This window comes from Mycobacterium ahvazicum (assembly GCF_900176255.2).
Classification (GTDB): domain Bacteria; phylum Actinomycetota; class Actinomycetes; order Mycobacteriales; family Mycobacteriaceae; genus Mycobacterium; species Mycobacterium ahvazicum.
The window spans coordinates 103221-127842 of the sequence record NZ_FXEG02000006.1 but is presented as its reverse complement, the minus strand read 5'-3'; the positions used below and the strand labels follow the sequence as shown (position 1 = coordinate 127842).

Sequence of the window (24622 nt, the reverse complement as noted above, 5' to 3'; positions counted from 1 at the left end):
TTTTACTTTCCGTTTGCTACTGGTCTTGTGTGGTTCGAAGGTGTTTGACGTCAGAACGGAGGTTCTTCGTCGCCGCCGGCGAAGGAACCCGATGCCGGGGCACTGCCCCACGGGTCGTCCGCCGGTGCGCCGCCGCCCGACTGGGCGGGAGCCGACTGGCGGGATCCGCCACCGCCGCTGCCGAATCCGCCGCCTCCGCCGCCACTGCGGCTGGCCTTGTTGACCTTGGCGGTCGCGTAGCGCAGCGAGGGCCCGATCTCGTCGACCTCAACCTCGACGACGGTGCGCTTCTCACCTTCGCGGGTTTCGAACGAGCGTTGCTTGAGCCGTCCGGTGACGATCACCCGTGATCCACGGGTGAGGCTTTCCGCGACATTCTCCGCGGCTTCGCGCCAGATGTTGCACCGCAAGAACAGCGCCTCGCCGTCTTTCCATTCCCCGCTTTGGCGGTCGTACATCCGGGGTGTGGACGCCACGGTGAAATTCGCGACGGCAGCACCCGACGGCGTGAACCGCAGTTCAGGGTCGGCAGTCAGGTTTCCGACAACGGTGATAGTGGTGTCACCAGCCACTGGTGCCTCCTGGGTCTGTCCTGGTTCTCGGTGGTTTCGCTGAGCCTACGCAGCCGTGCCGACGGCCGGAACTCAGTGCTTGTCGGTGCGCATCACCTTGGTGCGCAACACCGACTCGTTGAGGCTGAGCTGACGGTCGAGCTCGGACACCGTGGCGGGGGCCGCCTTGAGGTCGACGACTACGTAGATGCCTTCGGCGTGCTTGGCGATCTCGTAGGCCAGCCGGCGCTTGCCCCAGATGTCCACCTTGTCGACGGTTCCGCCGTCCTTGCGGACGACGTTCAGGAACGTCTCCAGGGACGGAGCAACGGTGCGCTCGTCAAGTGTGGGGTCAAGAATGACCATGATTTCGTATGGACGCATGGAAACCTCACCACCTCCTCTGGTCTAAGCGGCCACGGTCGATCCGTGGCAGGAGAGTCGCCTGCGTCGGCAACCGCCCCAGGGTACCGGACGACCAGCCAACCAGCGAAATCCGCGCTTCGAAACTCTCGGCCGCTGCCGAACAGGGGTGGTTACTGCCGTGCCTGCAGGTATTCGGTTGCCCGGGCCACCGTCGCCTCGTCAGCCTTGGCCAGCGAACCGGCGCCGAACGGCGGCTGCGGGTCGTATTCGATGATCAGCTGCGCGGCCTGCGCGGCGACGCGGTCGACGAGAAGCTCGGTGAGCCGCAGCGCCATGTCGATCCCGCTGGACACCCCGGCCGCAGTGATGATGCGTTCCGGCAGGTGCTCCACGACGCGGTCTGGCACGTAGCGCGCGCCCAACTCGTTGAGCAGATCCGCGGCGCGCCAATGCGTCGTCGCGGTCAGGCCGTCGAGCAGTCCGGCACCGGCGAGCAGCAGCGCACCCGTACACACCGAGGTCGTGAAGATTGTTCTCGGGTGCACCGCCCGCAACCACCCGGAGATGGTCTCGTCGTGGATCAGCTTGCGGGTCCCGACGCCGCCGGGCACGACGACGACATCGGGGGCGTCGATCTCGTCGAAGGTGGCGTCGCAAGCGACGCCGAGCATGCCGTTCTCCGTACGCACCTCGCCGCGCCGGTCCCCGACGAACGTCACGTCGATCGACGGAATGCGTTGCAGCACTTCATACGGTCCGACCGCGTCAAGTGCGGTGACGCGTGGGAACAACGGGATTGCGACCAGCATCACGCCTGCCTCTGACCGGTTGTCGTCTCGAGTCCGGTATCGGTGTCGAGCGTGGGCGCGGATATGACTGGCCGTCGCGCCCGGTGCGGACGCAGCCAGTCCGGCAACCAGCCGGGCGGTGCATCGGGAGCGCGGTCGAACGCGCCGCCGGCCGGGTCGTCCACGCGCCCGTTCCACCGCACCAAGTCCTCCTCGGGGTGGTAGATCTGGCGGATCACCAACGCGCACAACACAACAACGGCGATGTCACGCAGCAACACCGTCGTGGTGAAAAACTGCTCGGGCAGCGAACGATTCGGGTTCCCGTACAGGTAGTACATCCGCGGCACCCACACCACCGCGTCGATCGTCATCCACGTCAGCAGCACCCGCCGATGTGGTAACGCCAGCACCGCAAGCGGCACCAACCACAGCGAGAACTGCGGGCTCCACACCTTGTTGGTCAACAGGAACGCGGCCACGACGAGAAACAGCAACTGCACCACGCGGGGCCGTTGCCCAGCGGTGAGCGCGATGTAAGTGATTGCGGCACAACACACGACGAACGAGACGGCGACCACGGCGTTGAGCACCGCGGGCGGCTCCCAGAAGCCCAGCTTCGGATCGAAGCCCGGCCAGCCGGTGAACGACTTGACGACGTTGTACACCGAGTCCATGTCGTCGCCCCGGCGGGCGTTGAGCCGGAAGAACTCCGACCAGCCGCGCGGAAAGAGCACCAGCACGGGGAGATTCACCAGTGCCCAGGTGAGCACGGTGGCCAACACCGTACGAACCAGCGCACGAACACGACCGGTACGAACAGCCAGCACCAGCATCGGTCCCAAGAACAACAGCGGATACAACTTTGCCGCGGCGCCCAACCCGATCAGCACACCGGCCAGCACCGGTTTGCGTCGCGCCCAGGCGAGCAGCCCGCTCATCGCGAACCCCGTTGCGAGCGCATCGAAATTAGTGAATATCTGGAAGATCAGCAGCGGCGAGGCGGCCACCAGAGCCGCATCCCAGATGCGGCGACCGGACAGGCCCGCAGTGGCCCACACGGTCGCCAGCCAGGCCAACGCCAACCCGAACGCGGCGATGTCGAAGAACACCACCACCTCGGCGATCACCGGAATCGGGGCCAGCTTGCTCAATGCGGTGTAGGTCTTGGCCAGCGCCATCGACACGTACTGGTAGACCCCGGTCAGCACCGGATACTCCATGTAGCGCACAGCGGGCTTGCCGTCATAGCGGGTCTGCGGTGCACCGCTGGAATCGGTTTCGATCCAGCTCGACTTGTACGGAAACTTGCCCTGGTTCAACAACTCCGCGCCGTACAGCGGGACCGTATCCGAATAACACAACTCGTAATAGGCGCGCTGATTGTCCCAGTTGGCCACGCGCTGATCACCGGTTCCGGTGCCGGAACTCTGCAGGCACGCCGCCTTCGTCGACCAGCCCAGCGCCAGGAAGATCAGAGCGAACACGAACATCACCCGCACCGGCGTCATCAGCCGAGCCCGGCCGATCAGCGCGTGCCGCCCCACCGGGCCGCCGACCGCATCGGCCAAGGCGGCACCCAAAGAGTCTGTGCGGCTGGGGCAATCGCGATTGTCCGCGCTACGCAGATCATCGGCCAGCGTGCGAGGGGAAATGGTGGCGCTCTCCTGCTGAGCGCCGGTCACGGTGGCGGTTGTCCGAATGGCGGGGGAGCCGGTTCGGGCGGTGGTGCCTGTCCCGGCGGCGGTGGCGGCGCCCCGGTGATCGTCGTCGGGGGGCCCACCGGGATGGTGATGCCCGGGGCGACCTCGATCGTGGGCTGGATGACGGTCACCTGGGGCGGCGGAGGCGGCGGGGCAGGAACCCCGGCATAGCCGCCGATCTCGGTCGGTTTGGGGAAGGTCTCGTTGGGAGTGCCCTTCAGCGCACCGTCCATCGTCGACTTCCAGATGTCCGACGGCAGCCCCGAGCCGTAAACCTCTGCGCCCGAAGCGGTTACCAGCGGCACATTGTCCTGGACCGTCCCGACCCACACCGCCGTCGACAGGGACGGGGTGTATCCGACCATCCACGCGTCCTTATTGGCCTGGGTGTCGCCCAGCTGCACCGTGCCGGTCTTGGCCGCCGACGCCCGGCCGCCCGATAGGGCATGGCCCCGCGAATACGAGGCGATCGGTTGCATCGCCGCGGTGGTGTTGTCCGCGACCGCCTTGTCGATGCGTTGATCGGCGCCCTTGTCGGAGGTTCCGGCGTCGAAAAGCACTTGGCCGTCGGCATTGACGACCTTTTGCACCAGGTGCGGCGGGTGGTACACGCCGGACGCGGCCAGCGTGGCGTACGCCGAGGCCATGTCGACCGGTCGAGTTTGGTACTGGCCCAGCACAATTCCGTTGTTCGGCGGACCACCCTTGCCGTCCTCGGACAACGTGTGTGGGACGCCGGGGAAACTCTTGGCGACGCCGGCCTCGTGTGCGGCGTCGGCGACGGCGGCCGGTCCGTTCTTGAGTTTGAGCATCAGCCGGTAGTAGGCGGTGTTCAGCGACATCTTCAGCGCCTCGGCGATATTGCAAGTGCCGCAGTTTTCACCGTCGACATTGGTGATCTTGATGCCGTCGACCGTCAGCGGTGAGCTGTCGACTTGGTATCCCAACCCGATGCCCTGCTGGAGGGCTGCCACCAATGCGAACACCTTGAACGACGATCCGGTCTGCAGCCCAGCCTGCGCGAAGTCGAAGCCGTTGGCGTCCGAGCCGCCGTAGTAGGCGCGGATCGCGCCGGTGTGCGGGTCGATGGACACCACCGCCGAGCGCATATCGGGGTCTTGTCCGTCAAGGTATTTCGAGACGGCCTTCTCCGCGGCCTGCTGAGCCTTGGGATCGATCGTGGTGGTGATCTGCAATCCCTGAGTGTTCAGGGTCTGCTCGTCGATGTTGAACAGCTCCATCAGCTCTTTGGTGACCTGACGTTCGATCAGGCCGTTGGGACCGGTGGTCTGATTCTGTGCGCGAGCCTGATCGGGCGGGACGGTCTGGGGGAATTGCTGTGCCGCACGATCGCTCGGCGATAACGCCTTGGTTTCCACCATGCCGTCGAGCACCCAGTTCCAGCGGGCCTCGGCACCCTTGGGATCCACGGCCGGGTCGAGCGATGACGGCCGGCGAATCAGCGCCGCCAACAGCGCTCCCTCGGAAACCGTCAGCTGGTCGACGGGTTTGTCGAAGTAGGCCTTGGACGCCGCCGAGATGCCGTAGGCGCCGCGCCCGAAGTAGATGATGTTCAGGTAGGCCTGCAGCACTTCGTCTTTGGACCACTCCCCCGACATCTTGGTGGCGATGACGAGTTCCTTGGCCTTACGCAGCAGGCCCGCGAACCCGTGCTGCGCGGAGCCGACGAGCGCGTTCTTCACGTACTGCTGCGTGATCGTCGACCCGCCCTGCAGGCCGCCGCTGCCGAACAGGTTGTTCTCAACCGCGCGCGCGAAGCCGGTGAAGTCGAACCCCGGGTTCGAATAGAAGTTACGGTCCTCGGCGGCGATGACGGCCTGGCGCACGTGCACCGGCACCTGGTTGATGTTGACGTCAACCCGATTGCCCTCGGGCGGCACGATTTTCGCGATCTCCGAGCCGTCGCTGGCCAGGATGGTCGAGACCTGGTTGGTGCGGATGTTGCCCGGTTTGGGAATGTCGACGATGAAGTACGCCATCGTGAAGGTGACGATCGGCAACAGGATCAGCACCGCCGCGCTGAGGTAGGCCGCGCGGCGGACCCAGCGCCAGTTGATCTGCTCGGCCCAACTCGGCGCCGTGGCCCGGTGGCTCGGCACATCGGGGCCCCCAGCGTCGCCGGGCCGTCGCGGTGGAGGCGGCGGCGGAGGGCCTTCCGGCGGCCGGCCCGACATCGGGCGCTCGCGCCTCGGCGGGCTCGACGACCGGCCGTCGAGCGCGGCCTTCACTTCCTCGATCGCATCGCGGGGCGCGGGCCTGGATCCGGGACCACCCAGCGCGGCTTTGACCTCGTCGATCGGGCCGGACCGGCGGAGAGAACCGTCGTCGGCGACCGCCGGCAGGATCGTCGTCTGCCGATCGTCGGGAGGAACGCGGCGACGGGTCCCGGCGTCGCCGCGATGCGCCGAACGATCGGACTCGTCCGGACGATCGGCGTTGGGTTCCTTGCTCATACGCTCAGTCGCGGACCTGCTCGGGTCGTCGGGCGACTGGTCGTGGCGCCCTTCGTTATTCAATGGCCGCGCTGGCGCCGTTGCGTGCCGTCCGCGGACCGCGGGTTCCCTTGGGAGGGCGTTCCGCGCCGAGCACATACGACTTGACTAGGTGGTTCCAGCTGCAGGTTCGGCACACCTCGACCACATGAACCGAGAACTCCGTGAACTTCATCGCCAGCAAGACCAGCTCCTCTGCGGTGCGGGCCGAACCCGACACCGCGCCCAGGTGATCACCGAACACCCAGGACACCAGCGTGAGCTGTTCCTTCCGGCAGATCGGGCACATCACCTGGCTGGTCTTGCCGTGAAACTTCGCGGCGCGCAGCAAATAGGGATTCGCATCGCAGACCTCGGTCACACCCGTGCGGCCCGAGTACACCTCGGCCAGCAGTGAGCGGCGCCGAAGCGCATAGTCCACCACTTGTCGCTGCAGTCGCACGTTCACCAGAGTACGTCGCCGTCGGCACCGCCGATACGCAACCGAGGCTGTCGGCACCGCTGCGCCGCGGTAACAACAGGTGACTTCTACGATCATCCGCATGGCGAAATGGCTGGGCGCACCACTCGGCGGCGGAGTGACCACCGCGACCCGCGCCAAAGACACCGACCGGCAAGACACCTGTACGGTGCTCGACAACGCCCTGGCCGACGGCGAGCTGTCCGGCGAGGAACATCGCGAGCGCGTCAGCAAGGCCACCAACGCGGTGACACTCGGCGACCTGAAGCTTCTGGTGCAGGATCTGCAGGGCAGCACCCCGGCGCGACTGCGCGCGGCAAAGTCCACCACCTCACCGGCCGTCCGCTCGCGCGGCATCGCGATCGCCGCATTGGTCGTGTCGGTGTTGTTCGGCATGGGCCTGGGCTGGGGGCTGTACGGGAACACCAGCTCACCGCTGGACTTCACCTCCGACCCGGGCGCCAAGCCCGACGGCGTCGCGGCCGTGGTGTTGACCCCACCCAAACAACTGCAATCCCTCGGCGGCCTCACCGGTCTGCTGGAACAGGCCCGCAAGAAATTCGGGGACACCGTCGGTTACCGGCTTCTCGTCTACCCCACCTATGCCAGCTTCTATCGCCCGGATCCGGCCGACGACCGCCGGGTGCTGGACTACGACTACCGCGGCGGCTGGGACGACCCGACCGTATCCCCCAGGACCGACGCCAAGGCCGTCGCGGCCGACCTGGCCAAGTTCGACGTCAAGACGGCGGTCGGCATCATGCGCGGCGCCCCCGAGACGTTGGGCATCAAGCCGTCCGAGGTCAAGTCGACGTACTTGATCGTCGAACCGGCCAAGGATCCGACCGCGCCCGGATCGCTCACGCTGTCGGTGTACGTCTCCAGCGACTACGGCAGCGGTTCGATTGATTTCGCTGGTGACGGCACCGTCAAGCGGGTTAACTATCCCTCCAGCTGAATCGGCCGCGGCGCGCGCTGGCGGCATTGAGCGTGCTTAGACGCTTGCACCCGACGCCGCGGTTTCCGTGCCTGTCCGGGGGACAAACTGCATGCCAACACTCGGTAGTGTTGTGGCAAATATATCGAGGCGATACTATTACGCGACGCGTCGGCAGGACGTAACCAGTTATGCAAATCTTTTCAGGGAGGTGATTCGATTGCTCGAGCTTGCGATCCTTGGGCTCCTGATCGAATCGCCGATGCATGGCTATGAGCTGCGCAAGCGGCTGACCGGCCTACTCGGCGCGTTTCGTGCGTTTTCGTACGGTTCGCTCTATCCGGCGCTACGGCGCATGCAGGCGGATGGGCTGATCGCCGAGAACGCGGCGCCGGCCGGTACTCCGGTACGGCGGGCCCGTCGGGTCTACGAGCTGACCGAGAAGGGTCGGCAGCGTTTCGGCGAGTTGGTGGCCGACACCGGTCCGCACAACTACACCGACGACGGCTTCGGGGTACACCTGGCCTTCTTCAACCGCACTCCGGCAGAGGCCCGGATGCGGATCCTCGAAGGTCGCCGCCGTCAAGTCGAGGAACGCCGGGAGGGTCTGCGTGAAGCCGTTGCGCGGGCCAGCAACTCACTCGACCGCTACACCCGTCAGCTCCACCAACTCGGGCTCGAGTCCAGCGAGCGCGAGGTCAAGTGGCTCAACGAGCTCATCGCCGCCGAGCGCGCGGCACCCGGGCTCACCGAGCAGGCATAACAACCCACGGCATTCGAGACATAGGTAAGTGAAGGTAAGGAGAACGCCCTATGAGTGAGCACCAGCCCGTCCGGGCGCCGGGAGCGCAGACGGAGGTTCGAGTCGCCATCGTCGGCGTCGGTAACTGCGCGTCGTCGCTGGTTCAGGGCGTCCAGTACTACTACGACGCCGACCCGAACAGCACCGTGCCCGGTCTGATGCACGTGACTTTCGGCCGCTACCACGTCCGCGACGTCAAGTTCGTGGCCGCGTTCGACGTGGACGCCAAGAAGGTCGGCTTCGACCTGTCGGAGGCGATCTTCGCGTCGGAGAACAACACGATCAAGATCGCCGACGTGCCGCCGACGAATGTGACGGTGCAGCGCGGCCCGACACTCGACGGCATCGGTAAGTACTACGCCGACACCATCGAGGTGTCCGACGCCGAGGCTGTCGACGTGGTCCAAGTGCTCAAGGAGGCCAAGGTCGACGTCCTGGTGTCCTACCTGCCGGTGGGCTCCGAGGAGGCCGACAAGTTCTACGCACAGTGTGCGATCGACGCCGGCGTGGCATTCGTCAACGCGCTGCCGGTGTTCATCGCCTCCGACCCGGTGTGGGCCAAGAAGTTCACCGACGCCGGTGTGCCGATCGTCGGTGACGACATCAAGAGCCAGGTCGGCGCGACGATCACGCACCGCGTGATGGCCAAGCTGTTCGAGGACCGCGGTGTGCAGTTGGACCGCACCATGCAGCTCAACGTCGGCGGCAACATGGACTTCCTCAACATGCTCGAGCGTGAGCGGCTGGAGTCCAAGAAGATCTCCAAGACGCAGGCCGTGACCTCAAACCTGCAGCGCGAGTTCAAGACCAAGGACGTGCACATCGGCCCGTCCGATCACGTCGGCTGGCTCGACGACCGCAAGTGGGCCTACGTGCGGCTGGAAGGCCGTGCGTTCGGTGATGTGCCGCTGAACCTGGAGTACAAGCTCGAGGTGTGGGACTCGCCGAACTCGGCCGGCGTCATCATCGACGCGGTGCGGGCAGCGAAGATCGCCAAGGACCGTGGCATCGGCGGACCGGTCGTGCCGGCATCGGCCTATCTGATGAAGAGCCCCCCGAAGCAGCTTCCCGACGATGTCGCGCGGGCCCAGCTCGAAGAGTTCATCATCGGCGCCGACTAGTTCGACCTGGTGCGCCGCCCTGCGGTGCGCTGCGGAATCGAACGCACCGGGCAGTTCGATTCACTCATCGGGTGTGCGGTGAGGTCGCGTCTCACAACGAAACTGCGACCTCACCGCACACTCTTTTTTGTGCCTAGTGTGCGCTGGCGGTTTTCGGTGTGTGCTCACCGCTGAAATATCCGATATCCGCGCCCTGGCCGCACACTCGAAGCCGAGATTGCACACTCCGTGAACAGTTTGCTGTGCAGTCGCTTAGCATTACGCGGAGCACCCCCGACGAGTCAGGCGTAGTCACGGATGAAAGTTCAGCCCGCCGCGTTCCTGCGTACGACCCTGCCCCTGGACATGTCCCGGCTCGCCGAGCTCGACGGCGGGCGTTACCACTCGATCTGGCTGCCCGATCACATGGTCAGCTTTTGGCCGGAGTCAATCTGGACGCCAGAGTTCACCGACCTCGCCACCGCGTCGCCGTCGCCGCATCGCCACCTCGACGGCCTCTCGGTAGCGGCCGCGGCCGCCGTGCTGACCGAGCGCGTCCCGCTGGTGAGCGCGGTGGTCGACACCGTGCGGCGCCACCCGTCGTTGCTCGCCCAGACCGCGCTGACCATCGGCCATCTCTCGAAGGGGCGCTTCATCCTCGGCCTGGGCAGTGGCGAGAGCGAGAACACGTTGCCGTACGGCTTCGACTTCTCCCGCCCCGTCGGCCGTTTCGAGGAAGCCCTGACGGTCATCCGGCTGCTCTGGGAGAGCGACGGCCCGGTCGACTTCGCGGGACGGTTCTATACGTTGCACCACGCGCGGTTGGACACCGAGCCGTATCAAGGACGGTTCCCCCAGATCTGGATCGGCGCGAGCGGCCCGCGCATGCTCGATATCGCCGGCCGTCACGCCGACGGTTGGTGGCCCGCCGGGGCGTGGACCCCCGAACATTACGCCGAGATGCTCTCGGCGGTAAGGAGATCCGCCGAGCGCGCCGGCCGCGATCCGATGGCGATCACGCCGGGCTTCATGCAGGTGTGCCTCATCGGCGAGAACGAAGACGCTCTCGCCGAGATCCTGCAGGCACCGCTGGTCAAGGCGTTCCTGCTACAGGTATCGGCCGAGACATTGCGCGGCTTCGGATTCGAACACCCGATGGGCCCGAGCTGGCGCGGCTTCCAGGACATCGATCCCGCGGTGCTCACCCGCGAACGGATCCTGACGTTTCTGGACAACACGCAACCCGAGATGCTGCTCGCCGTCGTACCGCACGGCACTGCACGCGAGGTCGCGAAGATCATCAAGACCTATGTGGACGCGGGACTGCGGGTGCCCAAGATCCTCGACTACGGCGCCATGGCCGGCCTGACGTATGCCGCCACGTCGGCCGCGAATGTCGTTGCCGCAGAGGATGAACTGATGCAGCTGTGCGGAGATCTGTCGTGAGCGCACACCTGGACGCCGCCGAGTTGCTGCGTTCCGCGCAGGCCGAGACCGGACTGCACGACTACGGCGACCCGACGTTGCCGGAACGCTTCGCCGTGGCCGCCGGTCATCTCAACAGCCTCGGCATGGACGCCGCGGGCGCCGCCGCGGCCGCGCAGGTGTGCCACTGGCTGCTGACGTCGCGGCTGGAATTCATCGAGGACCGCAACCGCTACCCGATCGGCGACGAAGCGATCGAGGCGCCGATGTTCGTGACCGGCGAACCACGTTCGGGGACAACGCTGATGCATGCGCTGATGTCCGTCGATCCGCACGCGCGGGCGCTGCGCTTCTGGGAGGTGATGTACCCGTCGCCGCCACCGGGCCTGGCCGCCGACGACGAACCGCGTCGCGCGCGGGCCGACGCCGACTGGCGCGAGATCAACGCGAAGATGCCCAAGTGGTTACACAGCCACCCATACAACGACATGCTGGGCGACGGCCTGCCCGAGGACGAACGCACCTGGGCCTTCGACTTCCGGGTCATGACCCCGACGGCGTGGTGGCGGGTGCCGATGCAGTCACTGGTCGGCGGCCTGGCCACCGATGCGAGCGCGCAGTACCGGCTGCACAAGGCGATGCTGCAACAGCTGCAATACAACCGTCCGCGAAAGTACTGGGTGCTTAAGGGCTTTCACGGGTTCCGGCTCAAGGAGATGTTCGAGGCGTACCCCGACGCGACCCTGGTCTGGCTGCACCGCGACCCGGTGCAGGTCGCGGCGTCGCGCACCATGATGATGGCCGACATCGCCGAAGGGATGGTCGGTCCGGTCGACCTGCACGCCCTGGCCAAGATGCATCTGGAGTTGACCCGCGCCGGCGTCGCCAACACGATGACCAATCCGATGGTGGACGATCCGCGCATCCTGCACGTCCGCTACACCGACTTCATCGCCGATCAGGTGGCGGCGGTGCGGCGTTACTACGCGTTCGCCGGGCGCCGGGTCACACCGGAAGCCGAGTCGGCGATGCGCGACTACCTGGCCAACAATCGCGGCGACCGCTACGGCAAGTTCCACTACTCCACGACGCTGTTGATCGACATCGGCGAAGACCTCGATGCGCTGCATGCGGAATTCCGGCCATTCCGTGAGCGATTCGGCGTCGAGATCGAGAATCGTGGCTGACGCGATGCCGGCCCACCCACGCCTGTCCGTACACAATGTGACGTTCTACGGTGCTGACCTGGCCGAGCTGGCGACCCATTGGGCCGAGTTGGGGGTATCCCGGCTGAGCGTCCTGGATAGCCAACTACTCGACCCGGAATTCCCAACGCTGCTGCAGCGCAACAATTATACCGTCGAGGCGGTCTATCATCTGTTCGCCGGCGGCCGCTTGACGTCCGATCCGCGGACCGCACAGGACGCGCTGGCGCCGGTGATCGACGCCGCAGCCGGCGTCGGCGCGCGAATGATCTACCTGCTGACCGGGGGCCGGGACACCCTCACGTGGAACCGGGCCGCCGACCGGTTCCGCATGATGATCGCCCCCTGCGTCGCGCACGCACAGCAGGCCGGTGTGGCGTTGGCCGTCGAGAACGCCTCCAGCCTGTATGCCGACTTGCATCTGGCCCATACCCTGCGCGACACCGTTACGCTGGCCGAGATGAGTGGGCTGGGAGTCTGCATCGACGTGTTTCACTGCTGGGCGGAGGGCGATTTCGACGCCATGGTGCAGCGCGCCCTGCCGCGAACCGAGCTCATCCAGCTCAGCGACTACGTGCTCGGCGATCGTGCGCTGCCGGGCCGGGCGGTCCCCGGCGACGGCGCTATTCCGATCGAAGGTTTCGTCGCCAACGCGCTGGCGAACGGGTACTCACACGGGTTCGACCTGGAACTGATCGGACCGCGAATCGAGCAGGAGGGCCGCCTCGAATCCGCCCGCCGCGCCTGCGCTGTCGTCGGGGCGATGTTAAACAGAGTGACTGCGTGACAATGGCTTTCGGCGACGGTGTGGACGATGCGGCGCTGCGCTCGGCGTGGGTCGAGTTCTGCACGCAGCTGGCGCGGGCAGGCGACCAGGTCTTCAAAGACGCCAACGCCACGTCGGGGGCGCAGCGGGTCGATGCGTTCCGCTTCCTGACGCAGAACCTGGGCCAGGCCTTCGATCTGTCGCTCGAGACCCGCGACACCGGCTACCCGGTGCTGCACACGTTCTGTAGTCCAACCCGCAAGCTCGGGGGCGACTGTGCCGATTTCATCTACCAGCAGGTGTGGATCAACGGGCACTCGACCTACCGCTTACACGGAAACCGGGGAACCGCACCATTTTTCAACGTCACCGTGCAGGGCGAGCGAGTCGCCGGGCCAGGCGTGCTGCACGAGCCGTTCGGTGACGCGCCCGAGACCAACCTGTTCGGTCGTCAACTCAATGTCGGCCACAACGGTGAATTCGAGATCTACATCGGTGGGCCCGAGCGCGGCCCCAACTGGCTACCCACCACTGGGCAATCGCGAAAGCTGTTCATCCGCCAGGGATTCGACGCCTGGGATGAGCTGCCCGCGCGGCTGCGGATCGAACGGGTCGACATGGCCGACCCCAAACCGCTGCCCAGCCCACAGGCCATGATCGAGGCGATGGAATGGGCCGGTGATTTCGTCACCGGCCTGATGTCGGACTGGCCCGAGTTCCCGTTCACCTACGGCGGCGTCGACGCCGAGCATCCCAATGCGTTTCCCACCCTCTCCAAAGCCGGCACACCTGAAGCGGACAGCAGGCGTGGCCGCGCCGCCGCCAACATGTACTGGGAGCTCGCGCCCGACGAGGCGCTGATCATCGAATTCGACGCCCACGACGGACTGTGGATGTTCACCAACATGGGTGTCTTCTTCAACAGCATGGACTACCTCTACCGCCCGGTGAGTTACACCCCGAGCCGCACCACAACCGACGGCGACGGGCGCATCCGCCTGGTCATGGCGCATCGTGATCCGAATGTCCACAACTGGCTGGACACCCAGGGCTTCGAGCGCGGGAACCTGACCTATCGCCACATGCTCGAGGGCGAACCCGCCGCGCTGGAGACCAAAGTCGTCAAACACCACGACATCGCGCGGGTGCTCCCGCCGGACACCGCGACCGTGGGCGCCGCGCAGCGCAGCGCCGCAATGTGGGAGCGATTCCACGGCATCCGGCGCCGTTACTTCCTCTAGTGTCGAAGATCGTGACCGAGATCTCCGAAGACGAACTGGCCGGGCTGTCCGAATTCTCGTTGCTGTCCGAGAACGCCGAGCAAGCCGGCGTCACCGGTCCGCTGCCGGACGTGGAACGGATCGAGGCCGAAACGCCGCAGGGCTCCATCAGCGCGCTGCGCTGGGGCGGAACTCCGCCACGGATCGTCTTTCTGCACGGTGGCGGACAGAACGCCCACACCTGGGACACCGTCATCGTCGGGCTCGGGGTGCCGGCGCTGGCGGTCGACCTGCCCGGCCACGGCCATTCCGGCTGGCGCGAAGACGGCGACTACTCGCCGCAGCACAACGCCGATGCCGTGGCGCCGGTACTGCGCGACTTCGCACCCGATGCCGAACTGGTCGTGGGCATGTCGCTGGGCGGGCTGACCGGGATCCGGGTCGGCGCGATCGCACCGGAACTGGTGCGGGAACTCGTTCTCGTCGACGTCACTCCGTCGGCATTGCACCGCTACGCCGAGCTGACCACCGAGCAGCAAGGCACCGTCGCGCTGGTACAGGGCGAGCGCGAGTTCCCCAGCTTCCAGGCCATGCTCGACCTGACGATCGCCGCGGCACCACACCGCGAGGTCAAGGCACTGCGCCGCGGTGTGTTCCACAATTCCCGACGCCTCGACAACGGGAACTGGGCATGGCGCTACGACACCATCCGCAAAGTCCCCGACTTCGGTGATCTATGGAACGACGTCGACGCGCTGACCGCGCCCGTCACCCTGGTGCGCGGCGGCTCGTCGCCCTTCGTCACCGACGAGGACGCGGCCGAACTCGCCAACCGCGCAACGCATTTCCGTCAAGCTCACGTTGTCGAAAACTCCGGACATTCCGTGCAAAGCGATCAGCCCCGCGCACTGATCCAACTGTTGACCGGGGTCCTCGACGCACGCTGAGAGGCCGCGGCTCCTACGGTGGTCGTATGACCCGTCCCGTTCGCATCGGTGTACAACTGCAGCCTCAGCACGCGCCCGAATACCGCCACATCCGCGACGCCGTGCGGCGCTGCGAGGACATGGGTGTCGACGTCGCATTCACCTGGGATCACTTCTTTCCGCTCTACGGTGATCCCGACGGTGCGCATTTCGAATGCTGGACGGTGCTGGCGGCCTGGGCCGAGCAGACGTCGCGCATCGAATTCGGCGCGCTGGTGACGTGCAACTCGTATCGCAATCCGGAGCTGCTGGCCGACATGGCCCGCACCGTCGACCACATTTCCGAGGGCCGGTTGATCCTGGGTATCGGATCCGGTTGGAAGGAAAAGGACTACGACGAGTACGGCTACGAATTCGGTACCGCGGGCGGCCGCCTCGACGACCTGGCTGCGGCCTTCCCGCGGATCACGTCGCGGCTGGCCAAACTCAATCCCGCGCCCACCCGCGACATCCCGATCCTGATCGGTGGCAAGGGTCCGCGAAAGACCCTGCGACTGGTTGCCGAGTACGGCGACATCTGGCACGGCTTCACCACGGTCGACACCTACCCGGCCGCCGCGGCCGTGCTGGAAGAGCATTGTGCCGCGGTCGGGCGCGACCCAGCCACGATCGAGCGGTCGGCCGGTGTGGAGGACAACAGCGGCGTGCGCCGCGGCGAGGGGGTCGACGGGTTGATCGCCAACGCCGAGGGGCTTACCGCGCTGGGGGTGACGCTGCTGACGGTTGGCGTCAACGGTCCCGACTACGACCTCGGCGCGGCCGAGGCTCTGTGCCGGTGGCGCGACGCGCGTTAATTGGGGTTCGCCTCCAATTAACCCGCCAAACACCTTAACGAATACGCCAATACATGAGAAACTTTCCACCGCTGATCGCTGGTGCGGAACTGCAACAGACTTGAAAGAGACTCATGCCGAAGAAATATGGGGTCAAAGAAAAGGACCAGGTTGTCAACCACATCCTGAACCTGGTGCTGACGGGCAAGCTGCGCAGCGGCGACCGCGTTGACCGCAACGAGATCGCGCTCGGCTTGGGAGTCAGTCGCGTGCCGATTCAAGAGGCCCTGATCCAGCTCGAGCACGATGGCGTCGTTTCGACCCGCTATCACCGGGGCGCGTTCATCGAGCAATTCGACGAAGCCACCGTCCTCGAGCATCACGAGCTTGACGGCATGCTCAACGGCATCGCCTCGGCTCGCGCGGCGAGCAACCCGACGCCGCGGATCCTGGGTGAGCTCGATGCGCTGATGCGCGCGATGCGCATCGCGAAAGATTCCCGGGTCTTTTCCGAACTCACTGCGGAGTACCGGCGCGCCGTCAACGGCGAATACGCCGGGCCGCGGCTGCACGCCACTATCCGTGCCTCGCAAGACCTCATCCCCCATGCGTTCTGGTTGAGCTACCAGAACAATCGCGACGACGTGCTGCCCTACTACGAGGACGAAACGGCCGCGATTCGCCGCCGTGACCCGGACGCCGCGCGAGCGGCATGCGTCGGTCGCGCCTACCTGATGGCGCAGACCATGCTTGCCGAACTGTTCCGGCGCAGGGTTTTCGCGGCACCCGACGACGTTCGCCAGGTTGTTTCCGCGCCGCTTCCCGTTCTGGCGGAGACGGAAGCGGTCTGCGCCGAGCCGTCGATGGCGCTCTAAATCGACTCTCGCCGCGACGAGTTGCCGCCCGGTCGATACGGTGGCGGTGATGAACTCGTGCGAAGGCCCGCGCGCGAAGCGCGGAGCCAAGCTGTTCGGACTAACCACGACAATTTTGATCGTGGTCGGCCTGGTGCTGGCCGGACCCGCGTTCGCCGACCGAAACCAGTGCGCGCCGGGCGGACCCGAGAGCGCGTCCGCCTTACCGAAAGACCTGACCACCGTCGGCGGCGTCGGACGCGACGACGACCACACGACCGCTTCCGTGGAGCCGCTCAGCGAGATCAACGTCAACTCGCTGGGCCTGAATTCACCCGGCGTTCTCAACGTCGGCACTTTGTCGGATGCCCCGCCCTCGGTCTGTGTTGACGCCAACGGCACGTTCAGCGGGTTCGACAATCAGCTGTTGGCCGCGATGGCGAAAAAGCTGGGCCTGCAAGTCCGTTTCGCCAGCACCGATTTCTCCGCACTGCTGGCCGAAGTAGCGTCGCGGCGCTTCGATGTCGGCTCGTCATCGGTGAAAGCCACCGCTGCCCGGCGGCGCACCGTCGGGTTTACCAACGGCTACGACTTCGGCTACTACGCGCTGATCGTGCCACCCGGATCGCCGATCAAAGCCTTCAGTGATCTCGCCGCGGGGCAACGAATCGGCGTCGTCCAGGGCACCGTCGAGGAGTCCTACGTCGTCGACACCCTGCACCTGCAACCGGTGAAGTACCCCGGCTTCGCCACCGTGTCCGCCAGCCTCAAGCCCCGCCAAATCGATGCCTGGGTAGCCCCGGCAGCGCTGGCCGCCAACGTGATGCACCCCGGCGATCCGGCTATGGTCGTGGCCAACGAATTCAGCCCCGGCGACTTCGTCGCGTACCCGGTTGCCAACGACAACCCGGCGCTGATCTCCGCACTCAACTCCGCGCTGGATGCCGTCATCGCCGACGGCACTTGGTCGAAGCTCTACTCGGAATGGGTTCCGCGCCCTTTGCCACCGGGCTGGAAACCCGGATCCCGCGCCGCCCCGACTCCCCACCTGCCGGACTTCGCCGCGATAGCGGCAAGCAACCACCACAAGTCGATGCACCCGCCGGCCCCGAAATCCGTACTGGCGCAACTGCGCGACCAGTTCTTGGACTGGGATCTGTACAAACAAGCCGTTCCCGCTTTGCTTATGACGGGCCTGCCCAACACGTTGATCCTGACTAACAGCGCGCTGGCGATCGGGCTGGTGCTCGGCATGGTGCTGGCCATGGCGGGCATGTCGAACTCATGGTGGCTGCGCTGGCCGGCGCGGATCTACACCGACATCTTCCGTGGTCTTCCCGAAGTCGTAATCATCTTGATCATTGGGATGGGGATCGGACCGCTCGTGGGTGGGCTGACGAACAACAACCCGTATCCGTTGGGTATTGCCGCGCTGGGATTGATGGCGGCCGCCTACATCGGCGAAATTCTGCGCTCGGGAATCCAGAGCGTCGACTCCGGCCAGCTGGAGGCCGCGCGCGCACTCGGATTCAGCTATCCGGCCGCGATGCGGCTGGTCGTGGTGCCGCAAGGCGTCCGGCGGGTGTTGCCCGCGCTGGTCAATCAGGCCATCGCGTTGCTGAAGGGCTCGGCGCTGGTGTACTTCCTGGGCCTGGTAGCCCAGGAGCGCGAACTGTTTCAAGTGGGCCGCGACCTCAATGCGCAGACCGGCAACTTGTCGCCGTTGGTGGCCGCGGGCCTCTTCTATCTGTTATTGACCGTTCCGTTAACACATTTGGTGAACTACATCGACGCGCGGCTGCGCCGCGGCGGCTCCAGCGACGAGTCAGAAGAGTCCGCCGCCATGGTCAGCTCCACCCTCGGCCCGGGAATGACATGACCGACGCTGCCGCAAGCCACGCCTCAGTCTCGTTGGAAGCCAGGGACATTCACAAGACTCTCGGCGGGAACAAGGTTCTGCGCGGCGTCACCTTCGAAGCCCCCGCGGGCACCACGGTGGCCGTCGTGGGACCGTCGGGTTCGGGTAAGTCGACGCTGCTGCGCGCGCTGAATCGACTCTACGAACCCGACAAGGGCGACATCCTGCTCGACGGACACTCGGTGCTGCACGACGATCCCGACGAACTGCGTCAGCGCATCGGCATGGTGTTCCAGCATTACAACCTGTTCCCGCATCTGAGCATTCTCAAGAACGTGGCGCTTGGCCCGCGCAAGTTACGCGGGCTGTCCGCGGACGAGGCCAAGGAACTCGCGCTGACTCAGCTGGAGCGAGTTGGCCTGAAGCACAAGGCCGGTGCCCGCCCCGGCATGCTGTCCGGGGGACAACAGCAACGGGTTGCGATCGCCCGGGCGCTGGCCATGGGGCCGCAGGTGATGTTCTTCGACGAGGCGACGTCCGCGCTGGATCCGGAGATGGTCAAGGGAGCCTTGCAGCTCATCGCCGACCTCGGCGCCGGCGGTATGACGATGATTGTGGTCACGCACGAAATGGGTTTCGCCCGGTCGGCGTCGGACATCGTCGTGTTCATGGATCACGGCAAGGTGGTGGAATCCGGGCCACCAGAGCAGATATTCGAAGCGGCTAAGACCGAAAGACTGCAGCGATTCCTGTCCCAAGTGCTTTGACGGGCTACAAATAGTCGCCGTAGCTACCTTGTACGCCACCCATATCGGGTTAGACTGCCGACTTATGGCGGACAGCGACTCCACCGCGGCCGAGGTGACCGAGCTTGCGGAAGGCTTGCACCGCGCGCTGTCCAAACTGTTTTCGATACTGCGCCGCGGCGACCCCAGCGGTGTGGTGGCGGGCGATTTGACCTTGGCGCAGCTGTCGATCCTGGTGACCTTGCTCGATCAAGGCCCGATCCGGATGACAGATCTGGCCGCACACGAACGGGTACGGACGCCCACCACGACGGTGGCGATCCGCCGGCTGGAGAAGATCGGATTGGTGAAGCGCTCGCGCGACCCGTCCGACCTGCGGGCCGTGCTGGTCGACATCACGCCGCGCGGCCGGGCCGTTCACGCCGAGTCGCTCGCTAATCGGCACGCGGCCCTGGCCGCGCTGCTCAGCCAGCTCAATGAATCCGATCTGAACATGCTGACCAAGGCACTGGCACCGCTGGAGCGCCTGGCCTCGGGCGAGCCGACGTCGGGTCCCGCCGGCGGAGAGCCTCCGGCACGCAAGCGGGCCTGAAAGTACCTGGTTTACAACGGTATTGGCGCTGTCCGTAGACTGAGCTGCATGCCAACTGCACTAATTACTGGCGCCGGCGGGGGTATCGGTTCCGCCATCGCCACCGCGCTGGCCCCGACGCATACACTGCTGCTGGCCGGCCGGCCCTCCACCCGGCTCGACGCCGTCGCGGAGCGGCTGGGCGCCACGACCTTCCCACTGGACTTGACCGACATCGATGAGATCGCGGCCGCGTGCGAAATCGTGGACTCGCTCGACGTGCTGGTGCACAACGCTGGGGTGTCCGTCCCGGGCCGGGTCGCCGAGTCGCATGTCGACGAATGGCGTGCCACGTTCAGCGTGAATGTCTTTGGGGCGGTGGCTCTTACGCTGGAGCTGTTGCCTGCCCTGCGCAGCGCTCGTGGTCAGGTGGTGTTCATCAACTCCGGAGCGGGACGCGCGGTGTCACCGGGTATGGCGTCCTATTCGGCTAGCAAGTTCGCGTTGCGTGCGTTCGCCGACTCGCTGCGCCTCGACGAACCGGACCTGCGGGTCACCACGATATTTCCCGGCCGTACCGACACCGAGATGCAGCGCGAACTGGTCGCGTTCGAGGGCGGTCAGTACGACGCCGACAGATTCTTGCAGCCCGAAACCGTAGCCGCCGCCGTCGCCCAAGCGGTGGCCACGCCACGCGACGGCCACGTCCATGAGGTGGTGCTGCGGCCGGGCCGACGGTAGTCGGCTTCAGACGACCAGGTTGACCAGCCGGCCGGCGACCACGATCACCTTGCGGGGGGTGGCCCCGGCCAAGAATGCCTGGACCTTTTCATCGCCCAGTGCGGCGGCTTTCAGGGTGGCGTCATCGGCGTTTGCGGCCACCACCACCCGTCCGCGCACCTTGCCGTTGACCTGCACCGGGTACTCGACGGTGTCGTCCACCAGGTAAGCCGGATCGGCTTCCGGGAAGGGGCCGTGCGCCAGCGACGTGGTGTGCCCCAGCCGCGACCACAACTCCTCGGCCAGGTGCGGCGCCAGAGGTGCCAGCATCAACACCAGCGGTTCGACCGCAGCGCGGGGCACCGCGTCGCGGTGCTCTTTGGTGAGGTGGTTGGTGTACTCGATCAGCTTGGCCGCGGCGGTGTTATTCCGCAGGGCCGCATAGTCTTCCGCGACACCCTCGATGGTGCGATGCAGCGCGCGCAGGGTCTCGGTGTTCAGCTGCTGTCGTTCGTCGGCCACCCGGGATGCGCCGGTGTTCTCGTCGACCACCAACCGCCAGACCCGCTGCAAGAAGCGGTGCGCGCCGATCACATCCTTGGTCGCCCACGGACGGGACGCCTCCAGCGGGCCCATCGACATCTCATAGACCCGCAGGGTGTCCGCACCGTACTCGTCACAGATGGTGTCCGGTGAGATCGAATTCTTCAGGCTCTTACCGATTTTGCCGAATTCCTGAAAAACCTCGATCTCGCCGTCGGCCCCGGGGTAGAAGAACTTGTTGTCCCGCTCGATCACCTCGTCGGCCGCGACATACGAGCCGCGCGAATCCGCGTAGGCAAACGCTTGGATGTAACCCTGATTGACCAGCCGGCGGTATGGCTCTCGCGAACTGACGTGCCCCAGGTCGTAAAGAACTTTATGCCAGAACCTGGCATAAAGCAGGTGCAGCACCGCGTGCTCTGCTCCCCCGACATACAAGTCGACACCGCCGGGGTCCTGCGCGCCGTGCTCGGCCGGCCGCGGACCCATCCAATACGCCTCATTCTCCTTGGCGCAGAACCGTTCCGAGTTATGCGGATCGGTGTAGCGCAACTCGTACCATGAACTTCCGGCCCACTGCGGCATCACATTGGTGTCACGACTGTAAGGCTTGAGGCCGTCGCCCAAGTCCAGCTCGACATGCACCCAGTCGGTGGCGTTTCCCAGCGGCGGTGACGGCTCGCTGTCGGCGTCGTCGGGATCGAACAGCACCGGAGAATAGTCCGGGATGTCGGGCAGCTCCACCGGCAGCGCGGCCTCGTTCAGCGCATGCGGGCGTCCCTCGTCGTCGTACACGACGGGGAACGGTTCGCCCCAATACCGCTGTCGCGCGAAAAGCCAGTCCCGCAACTTGAATTCGATTCGCGCCCGGCCGCGACCCTCGGACTCCAGCCGGGCGGTGATGGCTTCCTTGGCCGCCGCGACATCCATTCCGTCGAGGTAGCCGGAATTCACCAGCTTGCCGTCGCCCGCATACGCCGATTCTGAAATATCGCCACCGGCAATGACTTCCACGATCGGCAGACGGAATGCGCTGGCAAAATCCCAGTCCCGTTGATCGTGGCCCGGCACCGCCATGATGGCCCCGGTGCCGTAGCCCACCAATACGTAGTCGGCAATGAACACCGGCACCGGCTTGCCGTTGGCCGGATTGGTCGCATAGCTGCCCAGGAAGACGCCGGTCTTCTCCTTGCTCTCCTGGCGCTCGAGGTCCGACTTCGCGCCGATCGCGCGCCGGTAAGCCGCGACGGCTGCCGCCGGCGTGGCGGCTCCGTATGTCCAGCTGGGGTCCACGCCGTCCGGCCAGGCGGCGGCGACGAGTTCGTCCACCAGGTCGTGCTCGGGGGCCAGCACCAGATAGGTTGCGCCGAACAAGGTGTCAGGCCGCGTGGTGAACACATCGATGTCGACGTCGGAGCCCTTGCGCTCGCCACTGAGTATGGTCGCCGAGAACAATGCCTCCGCGCCGGTGGAACGGCCGATCCAGTTGCGCTGCATGGACTTGACCTGATCGGGCCAGTCCAGCACTTCCAGGTCGTCGAGCAGGCGGTCGGAGTACGCGGTGATCCGCATCATCCACTGCCGCAACCGTTTCCGGAACACCGGGAAGTTGCCGCGGTCGCTGCGGCCGTCGGAGGTGACCTCTTCGTTGGCCAGCACCGTGCCCAGGCCGGGACACCAGTTCACCATCGAGTCGGCCCGGTACACCAGCCGGTAGCCGTCGATCACGTCGGCACGCTCCCCCGCCGACAATGTCGTCCAGTCCCGGCCGTCGTCGAGACGACGGGCACCGGAATCGAATTCGGCAATCAGCTCGGCGATCGGACGGGCCTTTGCGGCCGCGGTGTCGAACCACGCGTTGTAGATCTGCAAGAAGATCCATTGCGTCCACTTGTAGAACTCGACGTCGGTGGTCGAAAAGGATCGCCGACTGTCGTGCCCGAGGCCCAGCCGGCCCAGCTGCCGGCGGAAGTTGACGATGTTGGCCTCGGTTCTGGTGCGCGGATGGGTGCCGGTTTGCACCGCGTATTGCTCAGCGGGCAGACCAAACGCATCAAACCCCAAGGCGTGCAGGACATTACGGCCGATCATCCGGAAATAGCGAGCGTATACGTCGGTGGCGATGTAGCCCAACGGGTGTCCGACGTGCAGCCCGTCCCCGGACGGATAGGGAAACATGTCCTGCACGAACAATTTGTCGTCGGGCACCGGGGTGCCGTCGGTCGGCGCCAACGACCCCACCGGGTTGGGCACATTGAATGTCCCGAGCCGCGTCCAGTTGTCCTGCCAGGTGCCCTCAATACTGCCGGCCAGCTCCGCCGTGTAACGGAATGGCGGCGCGTCGGACTCCGTCTGGGCACCCGCGGGGATGCTCGGCGACGAGGTAGTGGGCGGTTGGGTCACGTGAACAGCGTATAAGGACCGACTTGCCGGGCCCGCCGGCCACAGGTTGATAAAGGTTGCGTTGCGCACAGATCAGAGGTTCATCCCAGCTCTATTTCGGCCCTGTCCAGCGCCTTTGACCTCTGGTTACAGTCGGCCTCTATACGACGGATGCCGGTAGACCGGCCATTCGGAAGGACCGACAGAGATGACGCAGATCGCCGCCCCCTGGCGCGTAGTCGCAGGCGGTTTCGCCGCCGGTGTGATCGGGTTCGCCCTGTTCTCAGGTGCGACGGCTTCGGCCGATCCTCTGGTGCCTGTTCCCCCGGGTCCTATCGTGCCGGTGCCGGCGAACCAGTACTACCCGCCGGCGCCTGCTCCGGGCACGGCCAACAGCAACCGGTTCGTCCCGACCCCGCCGGCGGCGAACCCGTTCGCGCCGCCGAGCCTGGCCTCCGCGCCCATGGCTCCCAACAGCATCGCGGCTCCGGCCGCGACGCCTAACGCCGCCGCGGTCGCGCCGGCGCAGCCGGCCATCACGCCGGCGTCGTCCGGAACGCTGCGCGACTACTTCCAATCCAAGGGCGTCAAGCTCGAGCCGCAGAGGCCGCAGGGCTTCAAGGCGCTCGACATCACGCTGCCGGTGCCCCCGCGCTGGACCCAGGTGCCCGACCCCAATGTGCCCGACGCGTTCGCGGTGATAGCCGACCGGCAGGGCAGCAGCGTGTACACGTCAAACGCGCAGGTAGTGGTCTACAAGCTGGTCGGAAACTTCGATCCCCGAGAAGCCATCTCGCACGGCTATGTCGATAGCCAGAAGCTGCTGGCCTGGCAGTCGACGAACGCTTCGATGGCCGACTTCGACGGGTTCCCGTCGTCGGTGATCGAAGGCACCTACCGCGAGGGTGATATGACGCTGAACACCTCGCGTCGTCACGTGCTCGCCACCTCGGGCCACGACACGTACCTGGTGTCGCTGTCGGTGACCACCGACCGGGCCGTCGCGGTCGGTGACGCGCCCGCCACCGACGCGATCATCAACGGATTCCGGGTGGCCGCGCCCGGGTCTGCCGCACCTGCCCCCGCCGCCCCGACTGCCGCGCCCGTGGCGCTTCCGGCGCAGGCGGCCGCCGCCGCTCCCGCACAAGCACCCGTCGCCGCTCCCGCACACCGGTCCAGGCTCCCGCCGTCGCACCCGCCCCAGCTCCCGTTGGTGCGCCGGCCCGGCTTCCCACGCAGATGGCCGCGCCCAACCTGCTGCCCTCCCCGCAGCCCGCGCCCAATCTGTTGTCCCTCGTACCCGGGCTTCCGCCGCTGCCGAACTTCAGCAACCTCGGCTCGCGCTAATTCGGC

21 protein-coding genes and 1 pseudogene are annotated in these 24622 nt (G+C 66.0%); 15 read left to right on the top strand and 7 right to left on the bottom strand.

Features of this window, described 5'->3' with window-relative positions:
- Positions 1-50 precede the first annotated feature (50 nt).
- From MAAFP003_RS27695 to MAAFP003_RS27670, 6 genes are all read right to left on the bottom strand, one after another.
- Positions 51-572: a single-stranded DNA-binding protein gene (locus MAAFP003_RS27695; protein ID WP_096290758.1), complete on the bottom strand. Its 522-nt coding sequence runs from the start codon at positions 570-572 to the stop codon at positions 51-53.
- Positions 573-644: 72 nt separating this feature from the next.
- Positions 645-935: a 30S ribosomal protein S6 gene (rpsF, locus tag MAAFP003_RS27690; protein ID WP_036465644.1), complete on the bottom strand. Its 291-nt coding sequence runs from the start codon at positions 933-935 to the stop codon at positions 645-647.
- A gap of 152 nt (positions 936-1087) precedes the next feature.
- The gene (locus tag MAAFP003_RS27685) at positions 1088-1726 is read right to left on the bottom strand and encodes a DJ-1/PfpI family protein (RefSeq protein ID WP_096290757.1); all 639 of its coding nucleotides are present in this window, start codon (positions 1724-1726) and stop codon (positions 1088-1090) included.
- Entirely contained in the window at positions 1726-3390 is a 1665-nt protein-coding gene (locus MAAFP003_RS27680; protein WP_096290756.1) for a glycosyltransferase family 87 protein, read from the bottom strand. Before MAAFP003_RS27680 ends, MAAFP003_RS27685 begins: the two co-directional genes overlap by 1 nt.
- Positions 3387-5882 (bottom strand): transglycosylase domain-containing protein, encoded by a 2496-nt coding sequence (locus MAAFP003_RS27675; RefSeq protein ID WP_096290755.1) that lies wholly within the window; start codon positions 5880-5882, stop codon positions 3387-3389. Before MAAFP003_RS27675 ends, MAAFP003_RS27680 begins: the two co-directional genes overlap by 4 nt.
- Positions 5883-5937: 55 nt before the next feature.
- Positions 5938-6363, bottom strand: a complete 426-nt coding sequence (locus MAAFP003_RS27670; protein ID WP_090608281.1) for a DUF5318 domain-containing protein — start codon at positions 6361-6363, stop codon at positions 5938-5940.
- Between the two features lie 100 nt (positions 6364-6463).
- Between MAAFP003_RS27670 and MAAFP003_RS27665 the strand changes: the two genes are divergently transcribed.
- The 14 genes from MAAFP003_RS27665 (at position 6464) to MAAFP003_RS27600 (ending at position 20365) form a co-directional block, all read left to right on the top strand.
- On the top strand, positions 6464-7339 hold the full coding sequence (locus MAAFP003_RS27665) for a DUF1707 SHOCT-like domain-containing protein (RefSeq protein ID WP_096290754.1): 876 nt from the start codon (positions 6464-6466) through the stop codon (positions 7337-7339).
- A 199-nt stretch (positions 7340-7538) separates the two neighbouring features.
- Complete coding sequence (locus MAAFP003_RS27660; protein ID WP_096291465.1) at positions 7539-8081, top strand: PadR family transcriptional regulator; 543 nt, start codon at positions 7539-7541, stop codon at positions 8079-8081.
- Positions 8082-8131: 50 nt separating this feature from the next.
- Positions 8132-9241 carry an inositol-3-phosphate synthase gene (locus MAAFP003_RS27655; RefSeq protein ID WP_096290753.1) on the top strand — a complete coding sequence of 370 codons (1110 nt, stop codon included), beginning with the start codon at positions 8132-8134 and terminating at the stop codon, positions 9239-9241.
- A gap of 297 nt (positions 9242-9538) precedes the next feature.
- A complete protein-coding gene (locus MAAFP003_RS27650; RefSeq protein ID WP_096290752.1) occupies positions 9539-10666 on the top strand; it encodes an LLM class flavin-dependent oxidoreductase in 1128 nt (375 codons plus the stop codon).
- Positions 10663-11832: a sulfotransferase family protein gene (locus tag MAAFP003_RS27645; RefSeq protein ID WP_096290751.1), complete on the top strand. Its 1170-nt coding sequence runs from the start codon at positions 10663-10665 to the stop codon at positions 11830-11832. The genes MAAFP003_RS27650 and MAAFP003_RS27645 overlap by 4 nt, the downstream gene beginning before the upstream one ends.
- 4 nt (positions 11833-11836) lie before the next feature.
- Positions 11837-12637, top strand: a complete 801-nt coding sequence (locus tag MAAFP003_RS27640) for a sugar phosphate isomerase/epimerase family protein (protein ID WP_096291464.1) — start codon at positions 11837-11839, stop codon at positions 12635-12637.
- A 2-nt stretch (positions 12638-12639) separates the two neighbouring features.
- A complete protein-coding gene (locus MAAFP003_RS27635; protein ID WP_096290750.1) occupies positions 12640-13857 on the top strand; it encodes a DUF1214 domain-containing protein in 1218 nt (405 codons plus the stop codon).
- An 11-nt stretch (positions 13858-13868) separates the two neighbouring features.
- Positions 13869-14783, top strand: coding sequence for an alpha/beta fold hydrolase (locus tag MAAFP003_RS27630; RefSeq protein ID WP_096291463.1), 915 nt, complete (start codon positions 13869-13871; stop codon positions 14781-14783).
- Positions 14784-14809: 26 nt separating this feature from the next.
- On the top strand, positions 14810-15616 hold the full coding sequence (locus MAAFP003_RS27625; protein WP_096290749.1) for an LLM class F420-dependent oxidoreductase: 807 nt from the start codon (positions 14810-14812) through the stop codon (positions 15614-15616).
- A 113-nt stretch (positions 15617-15729) separates the two neighbouring features.
- Positions 15730-16470, top strand: a complete 741-nt coding sequence (locus MAAFP003_RS27620; protein ID WP_096290748.1) for a GntR family transcriptional regulator — start codon at positions 15730-15732, stop codon at positions 16468-16470.
- A 49-nt stretch (positions 16471-16519) separates the two neighbouring features.
- Positions 16520-18328: an ABC transporter substrate-binding protein/permease gene (locus MAAFP003_RS27615; protein WP_096291462.1), complete on the top strand. Its 1809-nt coding sequence runs from the start codon at positions 16520-16522 to the stop codon at positions 18326-18328.
- Positions 18325-19074 carry an amino acid ABC transporter ATP-binding protein gene (locus MAAFP003_RS27610; protein WP_096290747.1) on the top strand — a complete coding sequence of 250 codons (750 nt, stop codon included), beginning with the start codon at positions 18325-18327 and terminating at the stop codon, positions 19072-19074. Before MAAFP003_RS27615 ends, MAAFP003_RS27610 begins: the two co-directional genes overlap by 4 nt.
- 64 nt (positions 19075-19138) lie before the next feature.
- Entirely contained in the window at positions 19139-19645 is a 507-nt protein-coding gene (locus MAAFP003_RS27605) for a MarR family winged helix-turn-helix transcriptional regulator (RefSeq protein ID WP_096290746.1), read from the top strand.
- Between the two features lie 48 nt (positions 19646-19693).
- Positions 19694-20365 (top strand): SDR family oxidoreductase, encoded by a 672-nt coding sequence (locus MAAFP003_RS27600; RefSeq protein WP_096290745.1) that lies wholly within the window; start codon positions 19694-19696, stop codon positions 20363-20365.
- Between the two features lie 6 nt (positions 20366-20371).
- Here the strand turns inward: MAAFP003_RS27600 and leuS are convergent, their stop codons facing one another.
- Positions 20372-23290, bottom strand: a complete 2919-nt coding sequence (gene leuS / locus MAAFP003_RS27595; RefSeq protein WP_096290744.1) for a leucine--tRNA ligase — start codon at positions 23288-23290, stop codon at positions 20372-20374.
- A gap of 187 nt (positions 23291-23477) precedes the next feature.
- Here leuS and MAAFP003_RS27590 point away from each other — a divergent pair.
- A pseudogene (locus MAAFP003_RS27590) lies at positions 23478-24616 on the top strand (LpqN/LpqT family lipoprotein).
- Positions 24617-24622 lie beyond the last annotated feature (6 nt).

Coding starts and splice junctions, on each gene's coding strand:
- MAAFP003_RS27620 (WP_096290748.1), top strand. CDS start 15,730: ATGCCGAAGAAATATGGGGTCAAAGAAAAGGACCAGGTTGTCAACCAC.
- MAAFP003_RS27625 (WP_096290749.1), top strand. CDS start 14,810: ATGACCCGTCCCGTTCGCATCGGTGTACAACTGCAGCCTCAGCACGCG.
- MAAFP003_RS27635 (WP_096290750.1), top strand. CDS start 12,640: ATGGCTTTCGGCGACGGTGTGGACGATGCGGCGCTGCGCTCGGCGTGG.
- MAAFP003_RS27640 (WP_096291464.1), top strand. CDS start 11,837: ATGCCGGCCCACCCACGCCTGTCCGTACACAATGTGACGTTCTACGGT.
- MAAFP003_RS27665 (WP_096290754.1), top strand. CDS start 6,464: ATGGCGAAATGGCTGGGCGCACCACTCGGCGGCGGAGTGACCACCGCG.
- MAAFP003_RS27685 (WP_096290757.1), bottom strand. CDS start 1,726: ATGCTGGTCGCAATCCCGTTGTTCCCACGCGTCACCGCACTTGACGCG.
- MAAFP003_RS27615 (WP_096291462.1), top strand. CDS start 16,520: ATGAACTCGTGCGAAGGCCCGCGCGCGAAGCGCGGAGCCAAGCTGTTC.
- MAAFP003_RS27600 (WP_096290745.1), top strand. CDS start 19,694: ATGCCAACTGCACTAATTACTGGCGCCGGCGGGGGTATCGGTTCCGCC.
- MAAFP003_RS27655 (WP_096290753.1), top strand. CDS start 8,132: ATGAGTGAGCACCAGCCCGTCCGGGCGCCGGGAGCGCAGACGGAGGTT.
- MAAFP003_RS27605 (WP_096290746.1), top strand. CDS start 19,139: ATGGCGGACAGCGACTCCACCGCGGCCGAGGTGACCGAGCTTGCGGAA.
- rpsF (WP_036465644.1), bottom strand. CDS start 935: ATGCGTCCATACGAAATCATGGTCATTCTTGACCCCACACTTGACGAG.
- MAAFP003_RS27675 (WP_096290755.1), bottom strand. CDS start 5,882: ATGAGCAAGGAACCCAACGCCGATCGTCCGGACGAGTCCGATCGTTCG.
- MAAFP003_RS27610 (WP_096290747.1), top strand. CDS start 18,325: ATGACCGACGCTGCCGCAAGCCACGCCTCAGTCTCGTTGGAAGCCAGG.
- MAAFP003_RS27650 (WP_096290752.1), top strand. CDS start 9,539: ATGAAAGTTCAGCCCGCCGCGTTCCTGCGTACGACCCTGCCCCTGGAC.